The 17,321-nt window shown below is 70.5% G+C and carries 14 protein-coding genes; 7 read left to right on the forward strand and 7 right to left on the reverse strand.

The annotated features are described in order from the left end of the window. Nucleotides 1-1,035 carry a glycoside hydrolase family 6 protein gene (locus A8W25_RS22360; RefSeq protein ID WP_067164007.1) on the reverse strand — a complete coding sequence of 345 codons (1,035 nt, stop codon included), beginning with the start codon at nucleotides 1,033-1,035 and terminating at the stop codon, nucleotides 1-3. 135 nt (nucleotides 1,036-1,170) lie between these two features. Here A8W25_RS22360 and A8W25_RS22365 point away from each other — a divergent pair, with 135 nt between their 5' ends. The 3 genes from A8W25_RS22365 to A8W25_RS22375 all read left to right on the forward strand — a co-directional run bounded on the left by A8W25_RS22365 (nucleotide 1,171) and on the right by A8W25_RS22375 (nucleotide 3,849). Next, nucleotides 1,171-1,680, forward strand: coding sequence for a MarR family winged helix-turn-helix transcriptional regulator (locus A8W25_RS22365; protein ID WP_067164008.1), 510 nt, complete (start codon nucleotides 1,171-1,173; stop codon nucleotides 1,678-1,680). Nucleotides 1,681-1,736: 56 nt separating this feature from the next. Continuing rightward, the gene (locus A8W25_RS22370) at nucleotides 1,737-2,075 is read left to right on the forward strand and encodes a DUF3817 domain-containing protein (protein WP_067164010.1); all 339 of its coding nucleotides are present in this window, start codon (nucleotides 1,737-1,739) and stop codon (nucleotides 2,073-2,075) included. A gap of 73 nt (nucleotides 2,076-2,148) precedes the next feature. Further along, entirely contained in the window at nucleotides 2,149-3,849 is a 1,701-nt protein-coding gene (locus A8W25_RS22375; RefSeq protein ID WP_067164012.1) for an acyl-CoA mutase large subunit family protein, read from the forward strand. A 519-nt stretch (nucleotides 3,850-4,368) separates the two neighbouring features. Here A8W25_RS22375 and A8W25_RS22380 read toward each other — a convergent pair. Next, on the reverse strand, nucleotides 4,369-5,001 hold the full coding sequence (locus A8W25_RS22380; RefSeq protein WP_067164014.1) for a TetR/AcrR family transcriptional regulator: 633 nt from the start codon (nucleotides 4,999-5,001) through the stop codon (nucleotides 4,369-4,371). 252 nt (nucleotides 5,002-5,253) lie between these two features. Here A8W25_RS22380 and A8W25_RS22385 point away from each other — a divergent pair, with 252 nt between their 5' ends. From A8W25_RS22385 to A8W25_RS22400, 4 genes are all read left to right on the forward strand, one after another. Continuing rightward, on the forward strand, nucleotides 5,254-6,222 hold the full coding sequence (locus A8W25_RS22385; protein WP_079126251.1) for a tetratricopeptide repeat protein: 969 nt from the start codon (nucleotides 5,254-5,256) through the stop codon (nucleotides 6,220-6,222). Between the two features lie 636 nt (nucleotides 6,223-6,858). After that, nucleotides 6,859-7,512, forward strand: a complete 654-nt coding sequence (locus A8W25_RS22390) for a DUF6230 family protein (protein ID WP_067164018.1) — start codon at nucleotides 6,859-6,861, stop codon at nucleotides 7,510-7,512. A 95-nt stretch (nucleotides 7,513-7,607) separates the two neighbouring features. After that, a complete protein-coding gene (locus tag A8W25_RS22395; protein ID WP_067164020.1) occupies nucleotides 7,608-8,150 on the forward strand; it encodes a DUF6114 domain-containing protein in 543 nt (180 codons plus the stop codon). Further along, nucleotides 8,140-9,447, forward strand: coding sequence for a hypothetical protein (locus A8W25_RS22400; protein ID WP_067164022.1), 1,308 nt, complete (start codon nucleotides 8,140-8,142; stop codon nucleotides 9,445-9,447). The genes A8W25_RS22395 and A8W25_RS22400 overlap by 11 nt, the downstream gene beginning before the upstream one ends. Here the strand turns inward: A8W25_RS22400 and A8W25_RS22405 are convergent. The 5 genes from A8W25_RS22405 to A8W25_RS22425 all read right to left on the reverse strand — a co-directional run bounded on the left by A8W25_RS22405 (nucleotide 9,420) and on the right by A8W25_RS22425 (nucleotide 17,315). Next, nucleotides 9,420-10,760, reverse strand: coding sequence for a D-alanyl-D-alanine carboxypeptidase family protein (locus A8W25_RS22405; RefSeq protein ID WP_079126252.1), 1,341 nt, complete (start codon nucleotides 10,758-10,760; stop codon nucleotides 9,420-9,422). The two genes, A8W25_RS22400 and A8W25_RS22405, sit on opposite strands and share 28 nt — an antisense overlap. A gap of 162 nt (nucleotides 10,761-10,922) precedes the next feature. Further along, complete coding sequence (pyk, locus tag A8W25_RS22410) at nucleotides 10,923-12,353, reverse strand: pyruvate kinase (protein ID WP_067164025.1); 1,431 nt, start codon at nucleotides 12,351-12,353, stop codon at nucleotides 10,923-10,925. Between the two features lie 103 nt (nucleotides 12,354-12,456). Beyond that, nucleotides 12,457-13,704 carry an acetate kinase gene (locus A8W25_RS22415; protein WP_067164027.1) on the reverse strand — a complete coding sequence of 416 codons (1,248 nt, stop codon included), beginning with the start codon at nucleotides 13,702-13,704 and terminating at the stop codon, nucleotides 12,457-12,459. Further along, nucleotides 13,701-15,794, reverse strand: coding sequence for a phosphate acetyltransferase (pta, locus tag A8W25_RS22420; RefSeq protein ID WP_067164029.1), 2,094 nt, complete (start codon nucleotides 15,792-15,794; stop codon nucleotides 13,701-13,703). The genes A8W25_RS22415 and pta overlap by 4 nt, the downstream gene beginning before the upstream one ends. Before the next feature lie 165 nt (nucleotides 15,795-15,959). Then, nucleotides 15,960-17,315, reverse strand: a complete 1,356-nt coding sequence (locus A8W25_RS22425) for an extracellular solute-binding protein (protein WP_234386526.1) — start codon at nucleotides 17,313-17,315, stop codon at nucleotides 15,960-15,962. Nucleotides 17,316-17,321 lie beyond the last annotated feature (6 nt).

The raw sequence follows: 17,321 nt of genomic DNA on the forward strand, positions 1-17,321 counted from the left end.
TCAGGCCGTCGAGCGGCGGGCCAGGCCCAGCGCGTACTCCGGCCACCAGGCGCCCGCCGCCGGCCCGCCCCGGCAGGTCCCGTCCGAGTCACCGGGCCGCTTGATCCACAGATACGCGTCCAGCAGCGGGTCCCCGGTGCTGGTGCTCGGCGGGGTGCCGAGCGCCCGGCCGGGCGGGTTGCACCAGGCCTGGTCGCGCTCGTCCAGGAGCGGCCCGGCGCCGTTGCGGCTGGTGTCGATCACGAAGTGCTTGCCGCCGAGCCCCTGGGAGACCTTGGCGCCGTACGCGCGTACGGTCTCGTCGGTCTGGAAGTTGGAGACGTTCAGCGCGAACCCGTCGGCGCGGGCCACCCCGGCCCGGGTCAGCGGCTCGACCAGCTTGGCCGGGTCGGGGATCCACGCCGGGTTGCCCGCGTCCAGGTAGACCTTGGTGTTCGGCAGCTTCTTGAAGTGGTCGATCGCCTCGTTCAGCAGCTGGTAGCGCTCGTCCCAGTGATCGGGCGTGGTGCAGCCGTCGACCATGTGGGCCACCGCGTCCGGCTCCAGGACCACGATCGCCTTGGCATCCCCGATCGCGTCGCCGAACATGCCGTACCAGGTGCGGTACGCGGCCACGTCCGCGGCGCCGCCCGCCGAGAGCCCGCCGCAGTCGCGGTGCGGGATGTTGTACGCCACCAGCAGGATCGTGCGCCGGTCCTTGGCGGCGCCCGCCACCGCCTTGCGGATCCCGGGCCCGGGGTTGTCCCACGCGGGCCAGTCCGCCATCGGCCGGTCCGCGATCCGCCGCAGCGCCTCGGCGTCGGCGGTGCGCCCCTGTCCCTCCCAGATCTTGATCTGCTGGGCGGCGCTGCTGTCCGGATCGACCCAGAAGGGCCCGCCGGGCGCCGGTTCGGCGCCCTCGCCGGTGGAGTGGCGCTGGGCGGAGGTGGCGCCGGGGTCCGGGTCCGGGTCGGGGGAGCCCGAGCAGCCGACCGCCACGGTGAGCAGGGCGGCGGCGAGGAGGGTGCGGTGCCGGGCATTTCTGTGCCGGGACATGCGGCTCCCTGGGGTCACAGGCGTACACAGGACGGCAGCAATCGTGACATAACGGTCACTCCCCGCGGGGGAGCGCCACGGGCCGAACTGTGAGACGGGGCTGACCGGCATATGACCAGTCGGTAAGGTCGATCCGTGCCGAAGCCGCTCAGCCTCCCGTTCGACCCCATCGCCCGCGCCGACGAACTCTGGCAGCAGCGCTGGGGACCGGTCCCCTCGATGGGGGCGATCACCTCGATCATGCGCGCGCACCAGATCCTGCTCGCCGAGGTCGACGCGGTCGTCAAGCCGTACGGGCTGACCTTCGCGCGGTACGAGGCGCTGGTGCTGCTCACCTTCTCCAAGGCGGGTGAGCTGCCGATGTCCAAGATCGGCGAGCGGCTGATGGTCCACCCGACGTCGGTGACCAACACGGTGGACCGGCTGGTCCGGTCCGGTCTGGTGGACAAGCGTCCCAACCCGAACGACGGGCGGGGCACGCTGGCGTCCATCACGGACAAGGGGCGCGAGGTCGTCGAGAACGCGACGCGGGATCTGATGGAGATGGATTTCGGGCTCGGGGTGTACGACTCCGAGGAGTGCGGCGAGATCTTCGCCCTGCTGCGGCCCCTTCGCGTCTCGGCGCGCGACTTCGAGGACGAGTAGCCCCCGAAGGCGGGCCCGGCCAAGATCGCGGGTTGGCGGCCGTTACGCTCGTAGGCATGAAAAAGAGCGTGCTGACCCGGTATCGGGTGATGGCCTACATCACGGGCGTCCTCCTCGTCCTGCTGACCCTCGGCGTCATCGCCAAGTACCTGCTGGACATGGACGGCGCGGCCGACTTCACCAAGATCGTGGGCATCGCGCACGGCTGGCTGTACGTCCTGTACCTGGTCTGCGCCTTCGATCTCGGCTCCAAGGCGAAGTGGCCGGTCGGCAAGCAGCTGTGGGTGCTGATCGCGGGCACCATTCCCACCGCCGCCTTCTTCGTCGAGCGCAAGGTCTCCCGCGAGGTAGAGGCCCTGGTCACGGACCCGGCGCCGGTCGCGGCCCAGGCGTAACCCCACCGCCCACGGAGAACCGTGGGCGGTCGGCCATCGACATTTACTAGGACGTCCTAGTAAATTCGAAGGTATGGACGCTGACGCCATCGAGGAGGGCCGCCGACGCTGGCAGGCCCGTTACGACAAGGCCCGCAAGCGGGACGCGGACTTCACCACGCTCTCCGGGGACCCGGTCGACCCGGTCTACGGCCCCCGCCCCGGGGACACCTACGAGGGCTTCGAGCGGATCGGATGGCCCGGCGAGTACCCGTACACCCGGGGTCTCCACGCGACCGGCTACCGGGGCCGGACCTGGACCATCCGGCAGTTCGCCGGGTTCGGCAACGCCGAGCAGACCAACGAGCGCTACAAGATGATCCTCAAGGCGGGCGGCGGCGGCCTCTCCGTCGCCTTCGACATGCCGACCCTGATGGGCCGCGACTCCGACGACCCGCGCGCGCTGGGCGAGGTCGGCCACTGCGGTGTCGCCATCGACTCGGCCGCCGACATGGAGGTCCTGTTCAAGGACATCCCGCTCGGTGACGTCACCACGTCGATGACGATCAGCGGCCCCGCCGTGCCGGTGTTCTGCATGTACCTGGTCGCCGCCGAGCGGCAGGGCGTGGACCCGGGCATCCTCAACGGCACGCTCCAGACCGACATCTTCAAGGAGTACATCGCCCAGAAGGAGTGGCTCTTCCAGCCCGAGCCGCATCTGCGCCTCATCGGCGACCTGATGGAGCACTGCGCGGCCGGGATTCCCGCCTACAAGCCGCTCTCGGTCTCCGGCTACCACATCCGCGAGGCCGGGGCGACGGCCGCGCAGGAGCTGGCGTACACCCTTGCGGACGGTTTCGGCTACGTCGAGCTGGGCCTCAGCCGCGGCCTCGACGTGGACGTCTTCGCGCCCGGTCTGTCCTTCTTCTTCGACGCGCACCTCGACTTCTTCGAGGAGATCGCCAAGTTCCGCGCCGCGCGCCGGATCTGGGCCCGCTGGATGAAGGAGGTGTACGGGGCGAAGTCCGACAAGGCGCAGTGGCTGCGCTTCCACACCCAGACGGCCGGTGTCTCGCTCACCGCCCAGCAGCCGTACAACAACGTCGTACGGACGGCGGTCGAGGCGCTCTCCGCGATCCTCGGCGGCACCAACTCGCTGCACACCAACGCCCTGGACGAGACGCTCGCCCTGCCGAGCGAGCAGGCCGCCGAGATCGCCCTGCGGACGCAGCAGGTGATCATGGAGGAGACGGGTGTGGCCAATGTGGCCGACCCGCTGGGCGGCGCCTGGTACGTGGAGCAGCTCACCGACCGTATCGAGGCGGACGCCGAGAAGATCTTCGACCAGATCAAGGAGCGCGGGCGGCGGGCGCACCCCGACGGGCAGCACCCCATCGGCCCGATCACCTCGGGCATCCTGCGCGGCATCGAGGACGGCTGGTTCACCGGCGAGATCGCCGAGTCGGCGTTCCAGTACCAGCAGTCCCTGGAGAAGGGCGACAAGCGGGTCGTGGGTGTCAACGTGCACCACGGCTCGGTCACCGGGGACCTGGAGATCCTGCGGGTCAGCCACGAGGTGGAGCGGGAGCAGGTCCGGGCCCTGGCGGACCGCAAGGCGGGCCGGGACGAGGCACGCGTGCGGGCGTCTCTGGACGCGATGCTCGCCGCCGCGCGCGACGGCTCGAACATGATCGCGCCGATGCTGGAGGCGGTGCGGGCGGAGGCGACGCTGGGCGAGATCTGCGGGGTGCTGCGCGACGAGTGGGGCATCTACACGGAGCCGGCGGGGTTCTAGCGCGCGCGTTTTGTGCCCGGACTTCACCTGCGGGCCGGTGGGGGCTTGTTTGGCCCGGTCTTGGGGCTGAATGCACGCGCCGGAGAGGCTGGATGGGCAGCCGCAGGGGCTGAATCGCAGCCGCCCCGAGGGGCTGGATTGTGCAACCGGAGGTGCTGACTCGCTGCCGCCCGAGGTACTGGACGCGCAACCGGAGGGGCCGAATCACTGCCGCCCGAGGGGCTGGACGTGGCTGGGGCCGGGCTACCTAAGGGGCGCGGGGAACTGCGCGACCAGCCGACCACGGTCCGCAGAAGACCACGGGGTTAGGGGCGCGGGGAACTGCGCGAGCAACCCGCCACCGGGCCGCAGGCAAAGTCCGGGCCGAAAAGGGGCGCGGGGAACTGCGCGACCAGCCCCCACCGGGCCGTAGGCAGAGGCCAGGCCCAAGGGGGCAGCCCCCTTGGGCCGCAGGCAGAGGCCGGGCCCAAGGGGGCAGTCCCCACCGGGCCGCAGGCAAAGGCCGGGCGCCGAGGGGGGCTAGAGCGGGGTGGGGGTCTGTAGGCCCGTGCAGATCAGGAGGGTGAATTCCCGGGCCCACTCCCGGTCCACCGGCTCCGCGCTCACCAGAGCGCGATGCACCACCGCCCCCGCGACCACGTCGAAGATGAGGTCCGCGTGGCGCGCGGAGGCGGCCGCGTCGTCCTCGTAGGGGAGTTCGCCCCGCACCTGCGCCCGCTCACGGCCGATCAGTACGAGCCGTTTCTGGCGGTCCACGATCGCCGAGCGGATCCGTCCGCGCAGGGCGTCGTCGCGCGTGGACTCCGCGACCACCGCCATCAGCGCCGTCTTCGTCTCGGGGCGTTCCAGGATCGACGCGAACTGGAGCACCACGCCCTCCACGTCCGCCGCGAGGCTGCCGAGGTCGGGGAGTTCGAGCTCGTCGAAGAGGACCGCCACCGCGTCCACGACCAGCTCGTTCTTGCCCGCCCAGCGCCGGTACAGCGTCGTCTTGGCGACGCCCGCGCGGGTCGCCACGTCCCCCATCGTCAGCTTCGACCAGCCCAGCTCCACCAGCGCCTGCCGGGTCGCCAGCAGGATCGCCGCGTCCGCCTCGGCGCTGCGGGGGCGGCCGGGGCGGGCGGTTCTGCCGGGGCTGGGTTCGGAACACATGACGTACGACCATACCGGCCAGTAAGGAAAGTGCCGGGGGGCGCGCTGTGGGGGAGATCACGGCCCCCCGGAGGGTCTCCCGTAGCGACTCCAGTTACGCTACGACTCGTAGCGAAAGACTCGGACGGTCTTTGAGCGACGACCACGAACCAGCAGTACCGCAGGACCGCAGGCGCCGGGTGGGGACCCGGGTGCGCCGGGATCCTGCCACCGGTTGACCACACACGCGCGCGGAAGGGGGAGGATGTACGCATGCAGCCTAGGAACATGTCCATGAGCGGCGTCGTCGACCTCGCCGCGGTGAAGGCGGCCGGTGAGGCCAAGGCCAAGGCGGAGCAGGCCCGAGTCGAGGCCGCCCGCCAGGGCGGGGGCGCGGCCGTACCGCCGTCGGCCCTCGTCATCGATGTAGACGAGGCCGGGTTCGAGCGCGACATCCTCCAGCGCTCGGCCGAGGTGCCGGTCGTCATCGACTTCTGGGCCGAGTGGTGCGAGCCGTGCAAGCAGCTCGGCCCGCTCCTGGAGCGGCTGGCCGCGGAGTACAACGGCCGCTTCCTTCTGGCCAAGATCGATGTCGACGCCAACCAGATGCTGATGCAGCAGTTCGGGATCCAGGGGATCCCGGCGGTCTTCGCGGTGGTCGCCGGGCAGGCGCTGCCCCTCTTCCAGGGCGCGGCCCCCGAGCAGCAGATCCGCGAGACCCTCGACCAGCTGATCCAGGTGGCCGAGGAGCGCTTCGGTCTCACCGGCATCGCCGTCGACGCGGACGCGGAGCTCTCGCAGGCTCCCGCGGCGGCTCCGGTCGGCCCTTACGACGCCCTGCTCGAAGCGGCCGTCACGGCCCTGGACTCCGGCGATCTGGCCGGCGCGGTCCAGGCGTACAAGAACGTGCTCGCCGACGACCCCGGCCACCCCGAGGCCAAGCTCGGCCTCGCCCAGGCCGAACTGCTGCGCCGGGTCCAGGACATGGACCCGCAGCAGGTCCGCAAGGACGCGGCCGAGAAGCCCGCCGACGTCACCGCCCAGATCGCCGCGGCGGATCTGGACCTGGTCGGCGGACACGTCGAGGACGCCTTCGGCCGGCTCGTCGAGGCCGCCCGGGTGACCGCGGGCGACGACCGCAACGCGGCGCGGCTGCGACTGCTCGAACTCTTCGAAGTGGTCGGCCCGGACGACCCGCGGGTGTCCAAGGCGCGGAGCGCGCTGGCGCGAGTTCTTTACTGAACCGAGGCCCGTGCCCGGGCCGCTCCAGGGGCGCTGAGCTGTCATCGCGCGTGTGTACACCGCTGACGATTTGGCGACACGGAGACAAGCGGCGACCGCGCTTTACCAAAACTTGGTAAACGCGGTCGCTGTTACTGGCAGTAAATTGAACTGCTTCTTACGTCCGTATTGAGACGTCTATTTCCCCTTCTGTCCAGTGACTTGGGGGTACGAAGTGTGGCGGCCCGATGCCGGGCTGTCGTACCACGGTTATCCCTCCGTTACTGGCAAGTAACGAACCCCCTTGCGCCCCTCCTCCGAATGGACCACGATCGGCCACGCTCGGTCCAATAACGCACCAGCCCGACACCCACTCGGCGCTGGGCGTTTCCTGGGTCCCCACCGAGCCGGCCGGCGGCCAGTCCCGCCGACCGTGGACAGGGGGGTCTCTGCCGTACGGCGGGGCCTGTCCAGCAGGTTGTGCGTGATGCGTCAGGCGCGACCAGTGGTTGTCGCTCGGGGGTGATCGCCGGTGATTCGGACGCGGTACGCGCCTGAGGCTCGGGCGCTCCTTCCCGAGGACGTAGCACTTCTCCCATCCCTGGACAGCCTGCGAGGGTCCGTCCCGGAGATGTACGTCCGAGAAGGAGGAAAGTCATGGAGTCCCAAGTTCGTGGCGGGACCAGATGGAAGCGGTTCGCGCTGGTCATGGTGCCCAGCGTGGCTGCCACGGCGGCGATAGGCATCGGGCTCGCCCAGGGTGCGCTGGCGGCGTCGTTCAGTGTGTCCGGGGTCGACTTCAAGGTCACGGCGGACCGGTTGGAAGGTGACGACCTCCTCCAGTACGGGTCGGTCGCCACCGGTACGGACCTTGAGGGCAACAAGGCCGCGCACCCCGTTGTCGTCTCGGGCTTCAGCCACGCCGAGATCTACAACATGTGCCAGTCCGTGGTCACGCCGAAGGTCCCGATCTTCGGCAACATCACGATGACGCTGAACGCGGGCGGCGGCAGCGAGCCGGTCAAGGCGGACAACATCTACCTCGATGTGTCCCAGCTCGACACCGACGCCGAGTTCAAGAACATCGACATCGGTGTCGCGGCCGGCGAGGGCTCGGCCAACGGCAAGACGAAGATGCAGGGGAACGCGACGCCGAAGTCGAACCCGTACGGGTTCGCGCAGCGCGCCGAGCACGCCACCCTGAGGAACGTGGAGCAGCGTGCGTGGGCGACCACCGCCGGCAGCTTCAAGCTCAGTGGCCTCAAGCTGCGGCTGTCCACGGGCGCCAACGAGTGCCAGCTGAAGCACTAGGCACTTCCCCCGGTGGCCGCTGAGAGAGCACGGCCTCACGGCCACCGGGACCTCTTCACTTTCACAGCAACAGCGGTACCAGGGAGCTGTTTTCCATGAGCGCCGAGACCACAGGTTCCCGCGGTTTCACCTACTGGCGGCTTCGTTTCCGGGCCTGGCGGGGCAGCCGTCCGTTCTGGGCGGGCCTGTACACCATGGCCGGTGGCGTGCCCATCGCGTACTTCCCGTACGCCAATCTCCACCTCGGGAACATCACGCTGGCCATGTCCACCACGGCGGGCGCCGGCTCGCTGATCATCGGCGTACTGCTGATGACGCTCGGCCTGACCATCTGGTACCACCAGCAGGTCAGGGTCTTCGCGGGTGTCGCGGCCATCCTGCTCGCGCTGATCTCCCTGCCCGTGGCGAACATCGGCGGCTTCCTGATGGGCTTCCTGCTCGCTCTCTTCGGCGGCGCGCTCGCGCTGTCGTGGGTGCCGGCGAAGCCGAAGCGGCGCGACCGGCGCGCTCAGGCGGGCGACCCCTCGGGCGACGAGCCGGACGGCCAGACCGTCCCCGGCCCGCGCGAGGAGGAGTCCGGAACCGCCGTCACCGAAACGACAGTCGACGCCAATGGCGGGAGGAACAGTGCGGGGTGACGAGACGCAGCTGGACTCGACCGGAGGCGGCGACTCCCGTGAGAGAGGCGGGCCGCGGCACGCGGCCCCGCGGAAGTCGCTGCTGACGAAGCTGCACATGCCCGCGGGCAAGGCGATGGCGCTGGCCGCCATGCCGACGGCCATGTTCGTCGGGATGAGCCTCACGCCCAAGCTGGCGATGGCGGACGACAAGACGGACATCCCGTTCGCGCCGGGTCCCTGTGTGACGCGCTCCGACCAGCCGAGCGAGTCGGCGAGCCCGTCGAAGTCGCCCAGCCCGTCGTCGAGCAAGACCGGCACGCCGAGTCCGTCGTCCTCGTCCTCGCCGTCCTCGGACAAGGACAAGGAGCCGACCCCGTCGACCACGCCGTCGGCGGACAAGGCGAAGCCGCAGTCCGGCTCCTCCGGGTCCACGCCCACCCAGGCGCCCACGGCCAAGCCGTCCACGGCGCCCGCGCCCACCAAGTCCACCAACCCGCTGGACCCGTTGGGCCTGGGGGACGTGCTGGGCGACATCCTGGGCGTACACCCGAGCAAGTCGGCGACGGCGGCGACCCCGACGCCGTCCGCCACGGCCCCGACGTCGAAGCCCACGACCAAGGCTCCGGCGCCGAAGACCACGCCCAGCAAGCCGGCCACCAAGCCGGTGACCTCGCCCGCCGACAAGACGGCCGACGCGATCCGTGCGGCGGCCGGGCAGGCCGGCCAGAAGGTCGAGGACCTGGCGGACGGCGCCAAGGGCCTGGAGGCCAAGAAGGACACCGACGTCCCCGACGGCGCCAAGCAGCCCTTCCCGTGCCCGACTGCGGACCCCAAGGCCCTCGCCAACGCCAAGCTTGCCTCGGACGTCCCGCTGCTGCCGGACCAGCCGTGGATCCTCAAGACCTCCAAGCTGGACCTGCGCGGTCTCGACTACAAGGGCATCGTCGAGGTCAAGACGGGCAGCGGCAAGGTCAAGAAGGTGCTGAAGTTCACGGCGTCGTACGTGGGCATCGACAACCTGCACCAGCTGGTGTACGGCCCGGAGCTGAACGGCAAGCCGACCACCGCCCACGTCAAGGGGCGCTCGGGCTCGACATCGACCATTACCGACGGTCCGGTGACGATGTACACGGAGGAGCTGAAGGGCAACCTCTTCGGCCTCATCCCGATCACGTTCAGCCCGCAGACCCCGCCGCCCCTGAACATCCCGCTCGTGTTCTTCACGAACGCGACGGTCCACCAGGCGGGCCAGTTCGGCGGCACGCTGACGGTCCCGGGCCTGCAGAACTACATCACGGACGGCAATCCCGAGTAGCACGCCGCCGTACAAGGACCCATCCGGGAGCCGCAGTCGGGCCGTGGCCCGCACCCCATCAGGTGCGGGCCACTGCTCGTTCGGTCCCTCACACCCGCCGCCGCTTCACCGGCCGCCGCTTCAGCACCACATACGCCGCCCCCCGCCGCGACCGCGGCCCCCGCGCCCAGTCCCGTCCAGCCCAGGACGCCCAGGCCGGAGGAGTCCGTCGTGGCCGAGGCCGTGCCCTTCGGCTTGGCCGGGGGCGTGGGCTTCGCCGGGTCCAGGGTGCCCACCGGCTTGGCCCTGCCCACCGCCGCGAAGCCCCAGTCCAGCAGCGCGCGGGTCTCCGTGTAGACCTTGTCGTGCTTGTTCTCCTGGGGGTTCATCACCGTCACCAGGATGGTGTGGCCGTCGCGGGTGGCCGCCTCCGCGAGAGTGTTGCCCGCGTGGGTCGTGTAGCCGTTCTTGCCGCCGATCAGGCCGGGGTACTTGGACACGCCGCCGATGCCCGAGAGCATGCGGTTGGTGTTGGAGATCCCGAACGGCTTGCCCTTGGTGTTCGGGCCGCCGGGGAACTTGGCGTCCGCCGTCGCGCAGTACTCCTTGAAGTCCTTGTTGCGCAGGCCGGAGCGCAGGAACAGCGTCAGGTCGTACGCGGAGGACACCTGGCCCTCCGCGTCGTAGCCGTCGGGGCTGCGGACGTGGGTGTCCTTGGCGCCCAGGGACTCCGCCTTCGCCTGCATGTCCGTCACGGTCTTCGGTACGCCGCCGTTCATGGCGGCCAGGACGTGCACCGCGTCGTTGCCCGAGCGCAGGAACACGCCCCGCCACAGGTCCGCGCCCAGATACGTCTGGCCCGGGACGATCCCCACCGCGCTGCTGCCGTCGCCCATGCCGGCCAGCTCCGCCGGCTCCACCTTGTGGCTCACCGTGCCCGGCACCACCGGCAGCACCGTGTCCGCGAAGAGCATCTTGAGGGTGGAGGCGGGCGGCAGCGGCCAGTGGGCGTTGCTGGCGGCCAGCACCTGGCCCGTGTCCGCGTCCGAGACCATCCAGGCGAGGGAGGAGAGGCCGGCGGGCAGCGCGGGGGCGCCCACGCCCGTCTGGGGTCCCGGGCGGCCCAACTGCTCGCCGCCGAGCGTGGACATGGCCGCCGGGGGCTCCTTGGGGGCTCCGGCGCGCGGTACCCCGGGGGTCGGCTTGCCGGGCGAGGGCGTGCCCGGCTTCACTGGGTGGGCCGCCGCCGGGGCGACAGCGGAGACCACCGCCGCCGCGGTGAGGGCCGCGATGGCCAGCGGGCGGCTGAACTGCACAGTTATCGGGGCACGCATGAACGCGAACGTACCCCACGGAATATGTAGATCCTGTTGCGGGCACTCCGCGACTGGGCAACGGACTTCGAGGAGAACCCTTCTCGCGTACGGGCGAGGGCGGTACCCCGGAGGATTCCGGAGTACCGCCCTCGGTGCCGTGAGAGGGAACGCCCTTACGGCTCAGCCCTGCTGGCCGCCGCCCAGGTGGTGGACCCGGACCATGTTGGTGGTGCCGGGGACACCGGGGGGCGAGCCGGCGGTGATGACCATCGTGTCGCCCTCGTGGTGGCGGTTGAGCTTGAGCAGCTCCGCGTCGACGAGGTCCACCATCGCGTCGGTGTTGTCCACGTGCGGGACGACGAACGACTCGACGCCCCAGCTCAGCGCGAGCTGGTTGCGGGTGCCGGCGTCCGTGGTGAAGGCCAGGATCGGCTGGGCCGTGCGGTAGCGGCACAGCCGGCGGGCGGTGTCACCCGACTTGGTGAACGCCACCAGCGCCTTGCCGTCCAGGAAGTCCGCGATCTCGCAGGCCGCGCGGGCCACCGAACCGCCCTGCGTACGCGGCTTCTTGCCGGGGACCAGCGGCTGGAGGCCCTTGGAGAGGAGCTCCTCCTCGGCGGCCTCGACGATGCGGGACATCGTCTTGACCGTCTCGATCGGGTAGGCGCCGACCGAGGACTCGGCGGAGAGCATGACCGCGTCCGCGCCGTCCAGGATGGCGTTGGCCACGTCGGAGGCCTCGGCGCGGGTCGGGCGCGAGTTGGTGATCATCGACTCCATCATCTGGGTCGCCACGATCACCGGCTTGGCGTTGCGGCGGCACAGCTCGATGAGGCGCTTCTGCACCATCGGGACCCGCTCCAGCGGATACTCGACGGCGAGGTCGCCACGGGCCACCATCACACCGTCGAACGCCATGACGACGCCCTCCATGTGCTCGACGGCCTGCGGCTTCTCCACCTTGGCGATGACCGGCACCCGGCGGCCGACCTCGTCCATGACCTTGTGGACGTCCTTGACGTCGTCGGCGTCGCGGACGAAGGAGAGCGCGACCAGGTCGCAGCCCATCTTCAGGGCGAACCGCAGGTCCTCGACGTCCTTCTCGGACAGGGCCGGGACGTTCACCGCCGCGCCGGGCAGGTTGATGCCCTTGTGGTCGGAGATGACACCGCCCTCGATGACGATGGTCTTGACCCGGGGGCCCTCGACGGAGGTCACCTTGAGCTCGACGTTGCCGTCGTTGATCAGGATCGGGTCGCCCTTGGAGACGTCGCCCGGCAGCCCCTTGTAGGTGGTGCCGCAGATCGACTTGTCGCCCGGGACGTCCTCGGTGGTGATGGTGAACTCGTCACCGCGCACCAGCTCGACCGGTCCCTCGGCGAACTTCTCCAGGCGGATCTTGGGTCCCTGGAGGTCGGCGAGCACACCGACCGCCTGACCGGTGTCGGCGGCGGCCTTGCGGACACGGTCGTACCGTTCCTGGTGCTCTGCCTGGGTCCCGTGGCTGAAGTTGAAGCGGGCCACGTTCATACCGGCCTCGATCAGAGCAGTCAGCTGCTCGTAGGAGTCGACGGCGGGGCCCAGTGTGCAGACGATTTTGGAACGGCGCATGAGGCGATCCTATCGGTTTGTTTCGCTCCGGAATATTCCGTCTGGTGGAATGTACAAATGGGCGGAGGCGCGCTCAGGCGTGGCCCGAGGACCGGTCCTCGTCTCAGGCGCCCGCACCGCTCGCGCCGTCGCCGGACCGGACCAGCGCGTACGTCTGCGTCGCGATCTCCAGCTCCTCGTCCGTGGGTACCACTGCCACGGCCACCCGCGCGTATTCCGGCGAGATCAGCCTCGGCGCGTCGGATCGTACGGCGTTGAGCTCGCCGTCGACCGCGAGCCCCAGCTCCTCCAGACCCAGGACGGCGGCCTCGCGCACCGGCGCCGCGTTCTCGCCCACCCCGGCGGTGAAGGCCACCGCGTCCACCTTGCCGAGCACCGCGTAGTAGGCGCCGATGTACTTCTTCAGCCGGTGGATGTAGATGTCGAAGGCGAGCGCCGCGCGCTGGTCGCCCGCGTCGATCCGGCGGCGGATCTCGCGCATGTCGTTGTCGCCGCAGAGCCCGACGAGCCCGCTCTTCTTGTTGAGCAGCACGTCGATCTCGTCCGTGGACATCCCGGCGACCCGCTCCAGATGGAAGGTCACCGCCGGGTCGATGTCGCCCGAGCGGGTGCCCATGACCAGGCCTTCCAGCGGCGTGAGCCCCATCGAGGTGTCCACGCACACCCCGCCGCGCACGGCCGACGCCGAGGCGCCGTTGCCCAGGTGCAGCACGATGACGTTGACCTCGGAGGGATCCTTGCCGAGCAGCTTCGCGGTCTCGCGCGAGACGTACGCGTGCGAGGTGCCGTGGAAGCCGTAGCGGCGGATGCGGTGTGCGTCGGCGGTCTCCACGTCGATCGCGTACCGGGCCGCGTGCTCCGGCATCGTGGTGTGGAAGGCGGTGTCGAAGACGGCCACCTGCGGCAGGTCCGGGCGCAGGGACTGCGCGGTGCGGATGCCGGTGATGTTCGCCGGGTTGTGCAGCGGGGCGACCGGGACGAGCCGCTCGATCTCCGCCATGACCTCCTCGGTGATCACGGTGGGCGCGCTGAACTTCAGCCCGCCGTGCACCACCCGGTGGCCGATCGCGGCGAGCTCGGGCGAGTCGAGGCCCAGGCCGTCCTTGGCGAGCTCCTCGGCGACCGCCTTCAGCGCGGCCGCGTGGTCCGCGATCGGGCCGGTCGTCTCGCGCCGGTCGCCGCCGGTCGCCAGCGGGGTGTGCGCCAGACGGGAGGTCTCCTCGCCGATCCGCTCGACCAGGCCCACCGCGAGGCGCGCCGAGTCGGCCATGTCGAGCAGCTGGTACTTCACCGACGAGGAGCCGGAGTTGAGTACGAGGACGCGCGACGGAGTGGGGTCGGTGCTGGTCATGCGGAGGTCTCCTGCCCCTTTGCCTGTGCCTGGGCCTGGATGGCCGTGATGGCGACGGTGTTGACGATGTCCTGGACGAGGGCGCCGCGCGAGAGGTCGTTGACCGGCTTGCGCAGACCCTGGAGCACCGGGCCCACGGCCACGGCGCCGGCCGAGCGCTGCACGGCCTTGTAGGTGTTGTTGCCGGTGTTGAGGTCCGGGAAGATCAGGACGGTGGCCTGCCCGGCCACCTCCGACTCCGGCAGCTTGGTCGCGGCCACCGAGGGCTCCACGGCCGCGTCGTACTGGATCGGCCCCTCGATCCGCAGGTCCGGGCGCGCCTCGCGGACCAGCTTGGTGGCCTCACGGACCTTGTCGACGTCGGCGCCCGAGCCGGAGGTGCCGGTCGAGTACGAGAGCATCGCGATCCGGGGGTCCACGCCGAACTGGGCCGCGGTGGCGGCCGCCTGGACCGCGATGTCGGCCAACTGCTCGGCGTTCGGGTCCGGGTTGACCGCGCAGTCGCCGTACACGAGCACCTTGTCGGCGAGGCACATGAAGAAGACGGACGACACGATGGAGGCCTCCGGCTTCGTCTTGATGATCTCGAAGGCGGGGCGGATGGTGGCGGCGGTGGAGTGCACCGAGCCGGAGACCATGCCGTCGGCCAGACCCTCCTGGACCATCAGGGTGCCGAAGTAGTTGACGTCCGCGACCACGTCGTACGCGAGCTCCACCGTCACGCCCTTGTGCGCGCGCAGCTGGGCGTACCGCTCGGCGAAGCGCTGGCGCAGCTCGGAGGTGTGCGGGTCGACGATCTCGCACTTGGTGACGTCGATGCCGAGGTCGGCGGCCTTCTTGCGGATGACCTCGACGTCGCCGAGGAGGGTGAGCTCGCAGACGTCGCGGCGCAGCAGCACGTCGGCGGCGCGCAGCACGCGCTCCTCGGAGCCCTCGGGGAGCACCACCCGGCGGCGGTTCGCCCGTGCCTGCTCCAGGAGCTCGTGCTCGAACATCATCGGGGTGACGCGGCCGCTGCGGGCCACCGACATCCGGGCCAGCAGGTCGGCGGTGTCCGTGTGCCGCTCGAAGAGACCGAGCGCGGTCTCCGCCTTGCGCGGGGTCGAGGCGTTCAACTTGCCCTCCAGCGCGAAGAGTTCGCCGGCCGTCGGGAAGGAGCCGCCGGTCACGGCGACCACCGGGGTGCCGGGCGCGAGGCGGTCGGCGAGCTTGAGGATGGCCTCGCCGGGCCGCTCGTCCAGGGTCAGCACGACGCCCGCTATCGGGGGCGTACCGGCGCTGTGCGCGGCCAGCGAGCCCACCACCAGGTCGGCGCGGTCGCCCGGGGTCACCACCAGACAGCCCGGGGTCAGGGCGTTGAGGAAGTTCGGCAGCATCGCGCCGCCGAAGACGAAGTCGAGCGCGTCCCGGGCGAGCCCGGCGTCATCGCCGAGCAGAACCGTTCCGCCGAGCGCCGAGGTGATCTGGGCGACGGTCGGCGCGGCCAGCGCGGGCTCGTCGGGCAGTACGTAGCAGGGCACCGGGAGACGGGCCTTGAGCCGCTCCGCGATGGCCTCGCGGTCCTGCGGGTTCACCCGGTTGACGACCATCGCCAGCACATCGCAGCCCAGCGCCTCGTAGGCGCGGTGGGCGTTGCGCGCCTCGGCCCGCACCGACTCGGCCGGCTGGCCCTTGCCGCCGACCACCGGGATCACGGACGCGCCGAACTCGTTGGCGAGCCGCGCGTTGAGCGACAGCTCGTCCGGGAGCTGGGTGGCGGCGAAGTCGGTGCCGAGGACCAGGACGACCTCGTAGTCGCGGGCGACCTTGTGGAAGCGCTCGACTAGCTGGGAGACCAGCTCGTCGGTGCCGCGCTCGGCCTGGAGCGTGGAGGCCTCGTGGTAGTCCATCCCGTACACCGTCGCGGCGTCCTGGGACAGCCGGTAGCGGGCGCGGAGCAGGTCGAAGAGGCGGTCCGGGCCGTCGTGCACGAGGGGGCGGAAGACGCCCACGCGGTCCACTTGGCGGGTCAGGAGCTCCATGACTCCCAGCTCGACGACCTGGCGGCCGTCCCCCCGGTCGATCCCGGTCACGTACACGCTGCGCGTCACGCGTGCTCTCCCGTTCTGTCTTCGTCGTCGTACGTCGTCGTGCTTCTCGGTCGTACTGGTGGGCGGTTCGGGCGGGCGGTGCGGCGGGGGCTCCCGAGGGCGAAAAAAATCATGTCGGGGCAGCCTCGCCCCCTTGACAATACCCGCCCAGGCGCCCCGCGCCCCTCACCGTGAGGTCACCGCGCCCCCGGTGATCGTCCGGACCTGGCCGTCGTACGCCTTGGCCGCGTCCGCCGAGGAGTCACCCGTCGTCACCGCCTCCATCGCCTCGCCGATCGCCGTCGACACCTGCGGATAGACCGGCAGCGCGGGGCGGTAGTGGGTGTACTTGACCAGGCCGGTGAAGAAGGCGATGCCCGGGGTCGAGCGCAGATACGCCGGGTCGGCGGCCACGTCGTCGCGCACCGCGATCTGCGCGTCCACCACATCCCACTGCACCGCGTTCGCGGGCGTCTGCATCTGCTGGACGAACTCCCAGGCCAGCGAGGGGTTCTTGGCCTTCTGCGGGATCGCCCAGGTCCAGCCGCCGGACATGGAGACCCGGCCGGGCGCCCCGCCGTCCTTCGTCGGCATCGCGGCCTGGCCGAGCACGCTCGACCACTGCGGCCAGTCCTTGGCGCCCTTGCCGCTCCAGAACTGGCCCAGCCACGAGCCGTCCAGCGCGATCGCGAGTCTGCCCTCCGGCAGCCACTCGGTGCCGACGCGGGTGTTCACATTGGGGTCGAGCGCGTCGGAGACGTCGGGGCCGAGCTTCTCCGCGTACACCGTCCGTACGAAGTCGAGGGCGTCCTTGAAGCCCTGGGAGCCGGTGACCCACTTCTTGGCGGCCGGGTCGTACAGCGGGTTCTCGCCGGTGCCGTACAGCAGCATCTCGAAGCCCTGCATCACGGCCGCCTCGCCGACCGCCTTGCCGGTGAGGACGTTGAGCGGGATGACGCCGGGAACCTTCTTCTTGATCGTGCGGGCGGCGTCCAGGATGTCCGCCCAGTTCCTCGGCTGCCAGTCGACGGGCAGCCCCGCCTTGGCGAGGATCTGCTTGTTGAACCACAGGCCCCGGGTGTCGGTGCCGTCGGGAACGCCGTACGTCCTGCCGTCCTCCGCCTTGGCCGCCGCCTTCGCCGTGGGGACGAAGCGGCTCCAGGCGTCCCAGGCGGCCAGCTTGTCGTCGAGGGGTCTCAGATATCCGGCCTTGATGTCGGAGTTGATACGGAAGGTGTCCTCGTAGATCAGGTCCGGCGCGGTCTTGGCCGAGCGCATCATCTGCTGGGCCTTGGTGGCGTAGTCGTTGTCCGGGGCCTGGATGGGGACGAGCTTGACCTTCTTGCCGGGGTGGTCCTTCTCGAACTGCTGCTTCACCGACTCCAGGAAGGCGTCCTTGAAGCGGACCTTGTTGTCTGTGGAGCGGTTGTAGGCGACCTTGACGGTGTCGGAGCCACCGCCGGAGCCGCCGCCGCAGGCGGCGAGCGAACCGGCGGCGAGCGCGGTGGCGAGGACCAGCGGGGCAACGGCGGTGGGGCGCACGGCACG

The sequence above is a fragment of the Streptomyces sp. ERV7 genome (assembly GCF_001653515.1).
Taxonomy (GTDB): domain Bacteria; phylum Actinomycetota; class Actinomycetes; order Streptomycetales; family Streptomycetaceae; genus Streptomyces.

What these genes read in the sequence shown, in the direction of transcription:
- A8W25_RS22360 (WP_067164007.1), bottom strand. Translation starts at nt 1,035, where the DNA reads ATGTCCCGGCACAGAAATGCCCGGCACCGCACCCTCCTCGCCGCCGCC.
- A8W25_RS22370 (WP_067164010.1), top strand. Translation starts at nt 1,737, where the DNA reads ATGAAAAAGAGCGTGCTGACCCGGTATCGGGTGATGGCCTACATCACG.
- A8W25_RS22375 (WP_067164012.1), top strand. Translation starts at nt 2,149, where the DNA reads ATGGACGCTGACGCCATCGAGGAGGGCCGCCGACGCTGGCAGGCCCGT.
- A8W25_RS22380 (WP_067164014.1), bottom strand. Translation starts at nt 5,001, where the DNA reads ATGTGTTCCGAACCCAGCCCCGGCAGAACCGCCCGCCCCGGCCGCCCC.
- A8W25_RS22385 (WP_079126251.1), top strand. Translation starts at nt 5,254, where the DNA reads ATGCAGCCTAGGAACATGTCCATGAGCGGCGTCGTCGACCTCGCCGCG.
- A8W25_RS22390 (WP_067164018.1), top strand. Translation starts at nt 6,859, where the DNA reads ATGGAGTCCCAAGTTCGTGGCGGGACCAGATGGAAGCGGTTCGCGCTG.
- A8W25_RS22395 (WP_067164020.1), top strand. Translation starts at nt 7,608, where the DNA reads ATGAGCGCCGAGACCACAGGTTCCCGCGGTTTCACCTACTGGCGGCTT.
- A8W25_RS22405 (WP_079126252.1), bottom strand. Translation starts at nt 10,760, where the DNA reads ATGCGTGCCCCGATAACTGTGCAGTTCAGCCGCCCGCTGGCCATCGCG.
- pyk (WP_067164025.1), bottom strand. Translation starts at nt 12,353, where the DNA reads ATGCGCCGTTCCAAAATCGTCTGCACACTGGGCCCCGCCGTCGACTCC.
- A8W25_RS22415 (WP_067164027.1), bottom strand. Translation starts at nt 13,704, where the DNA reads ATGACCAGCACCGACCCCACTCCGTCGCGCGTCCTCGTACTCAACTCC.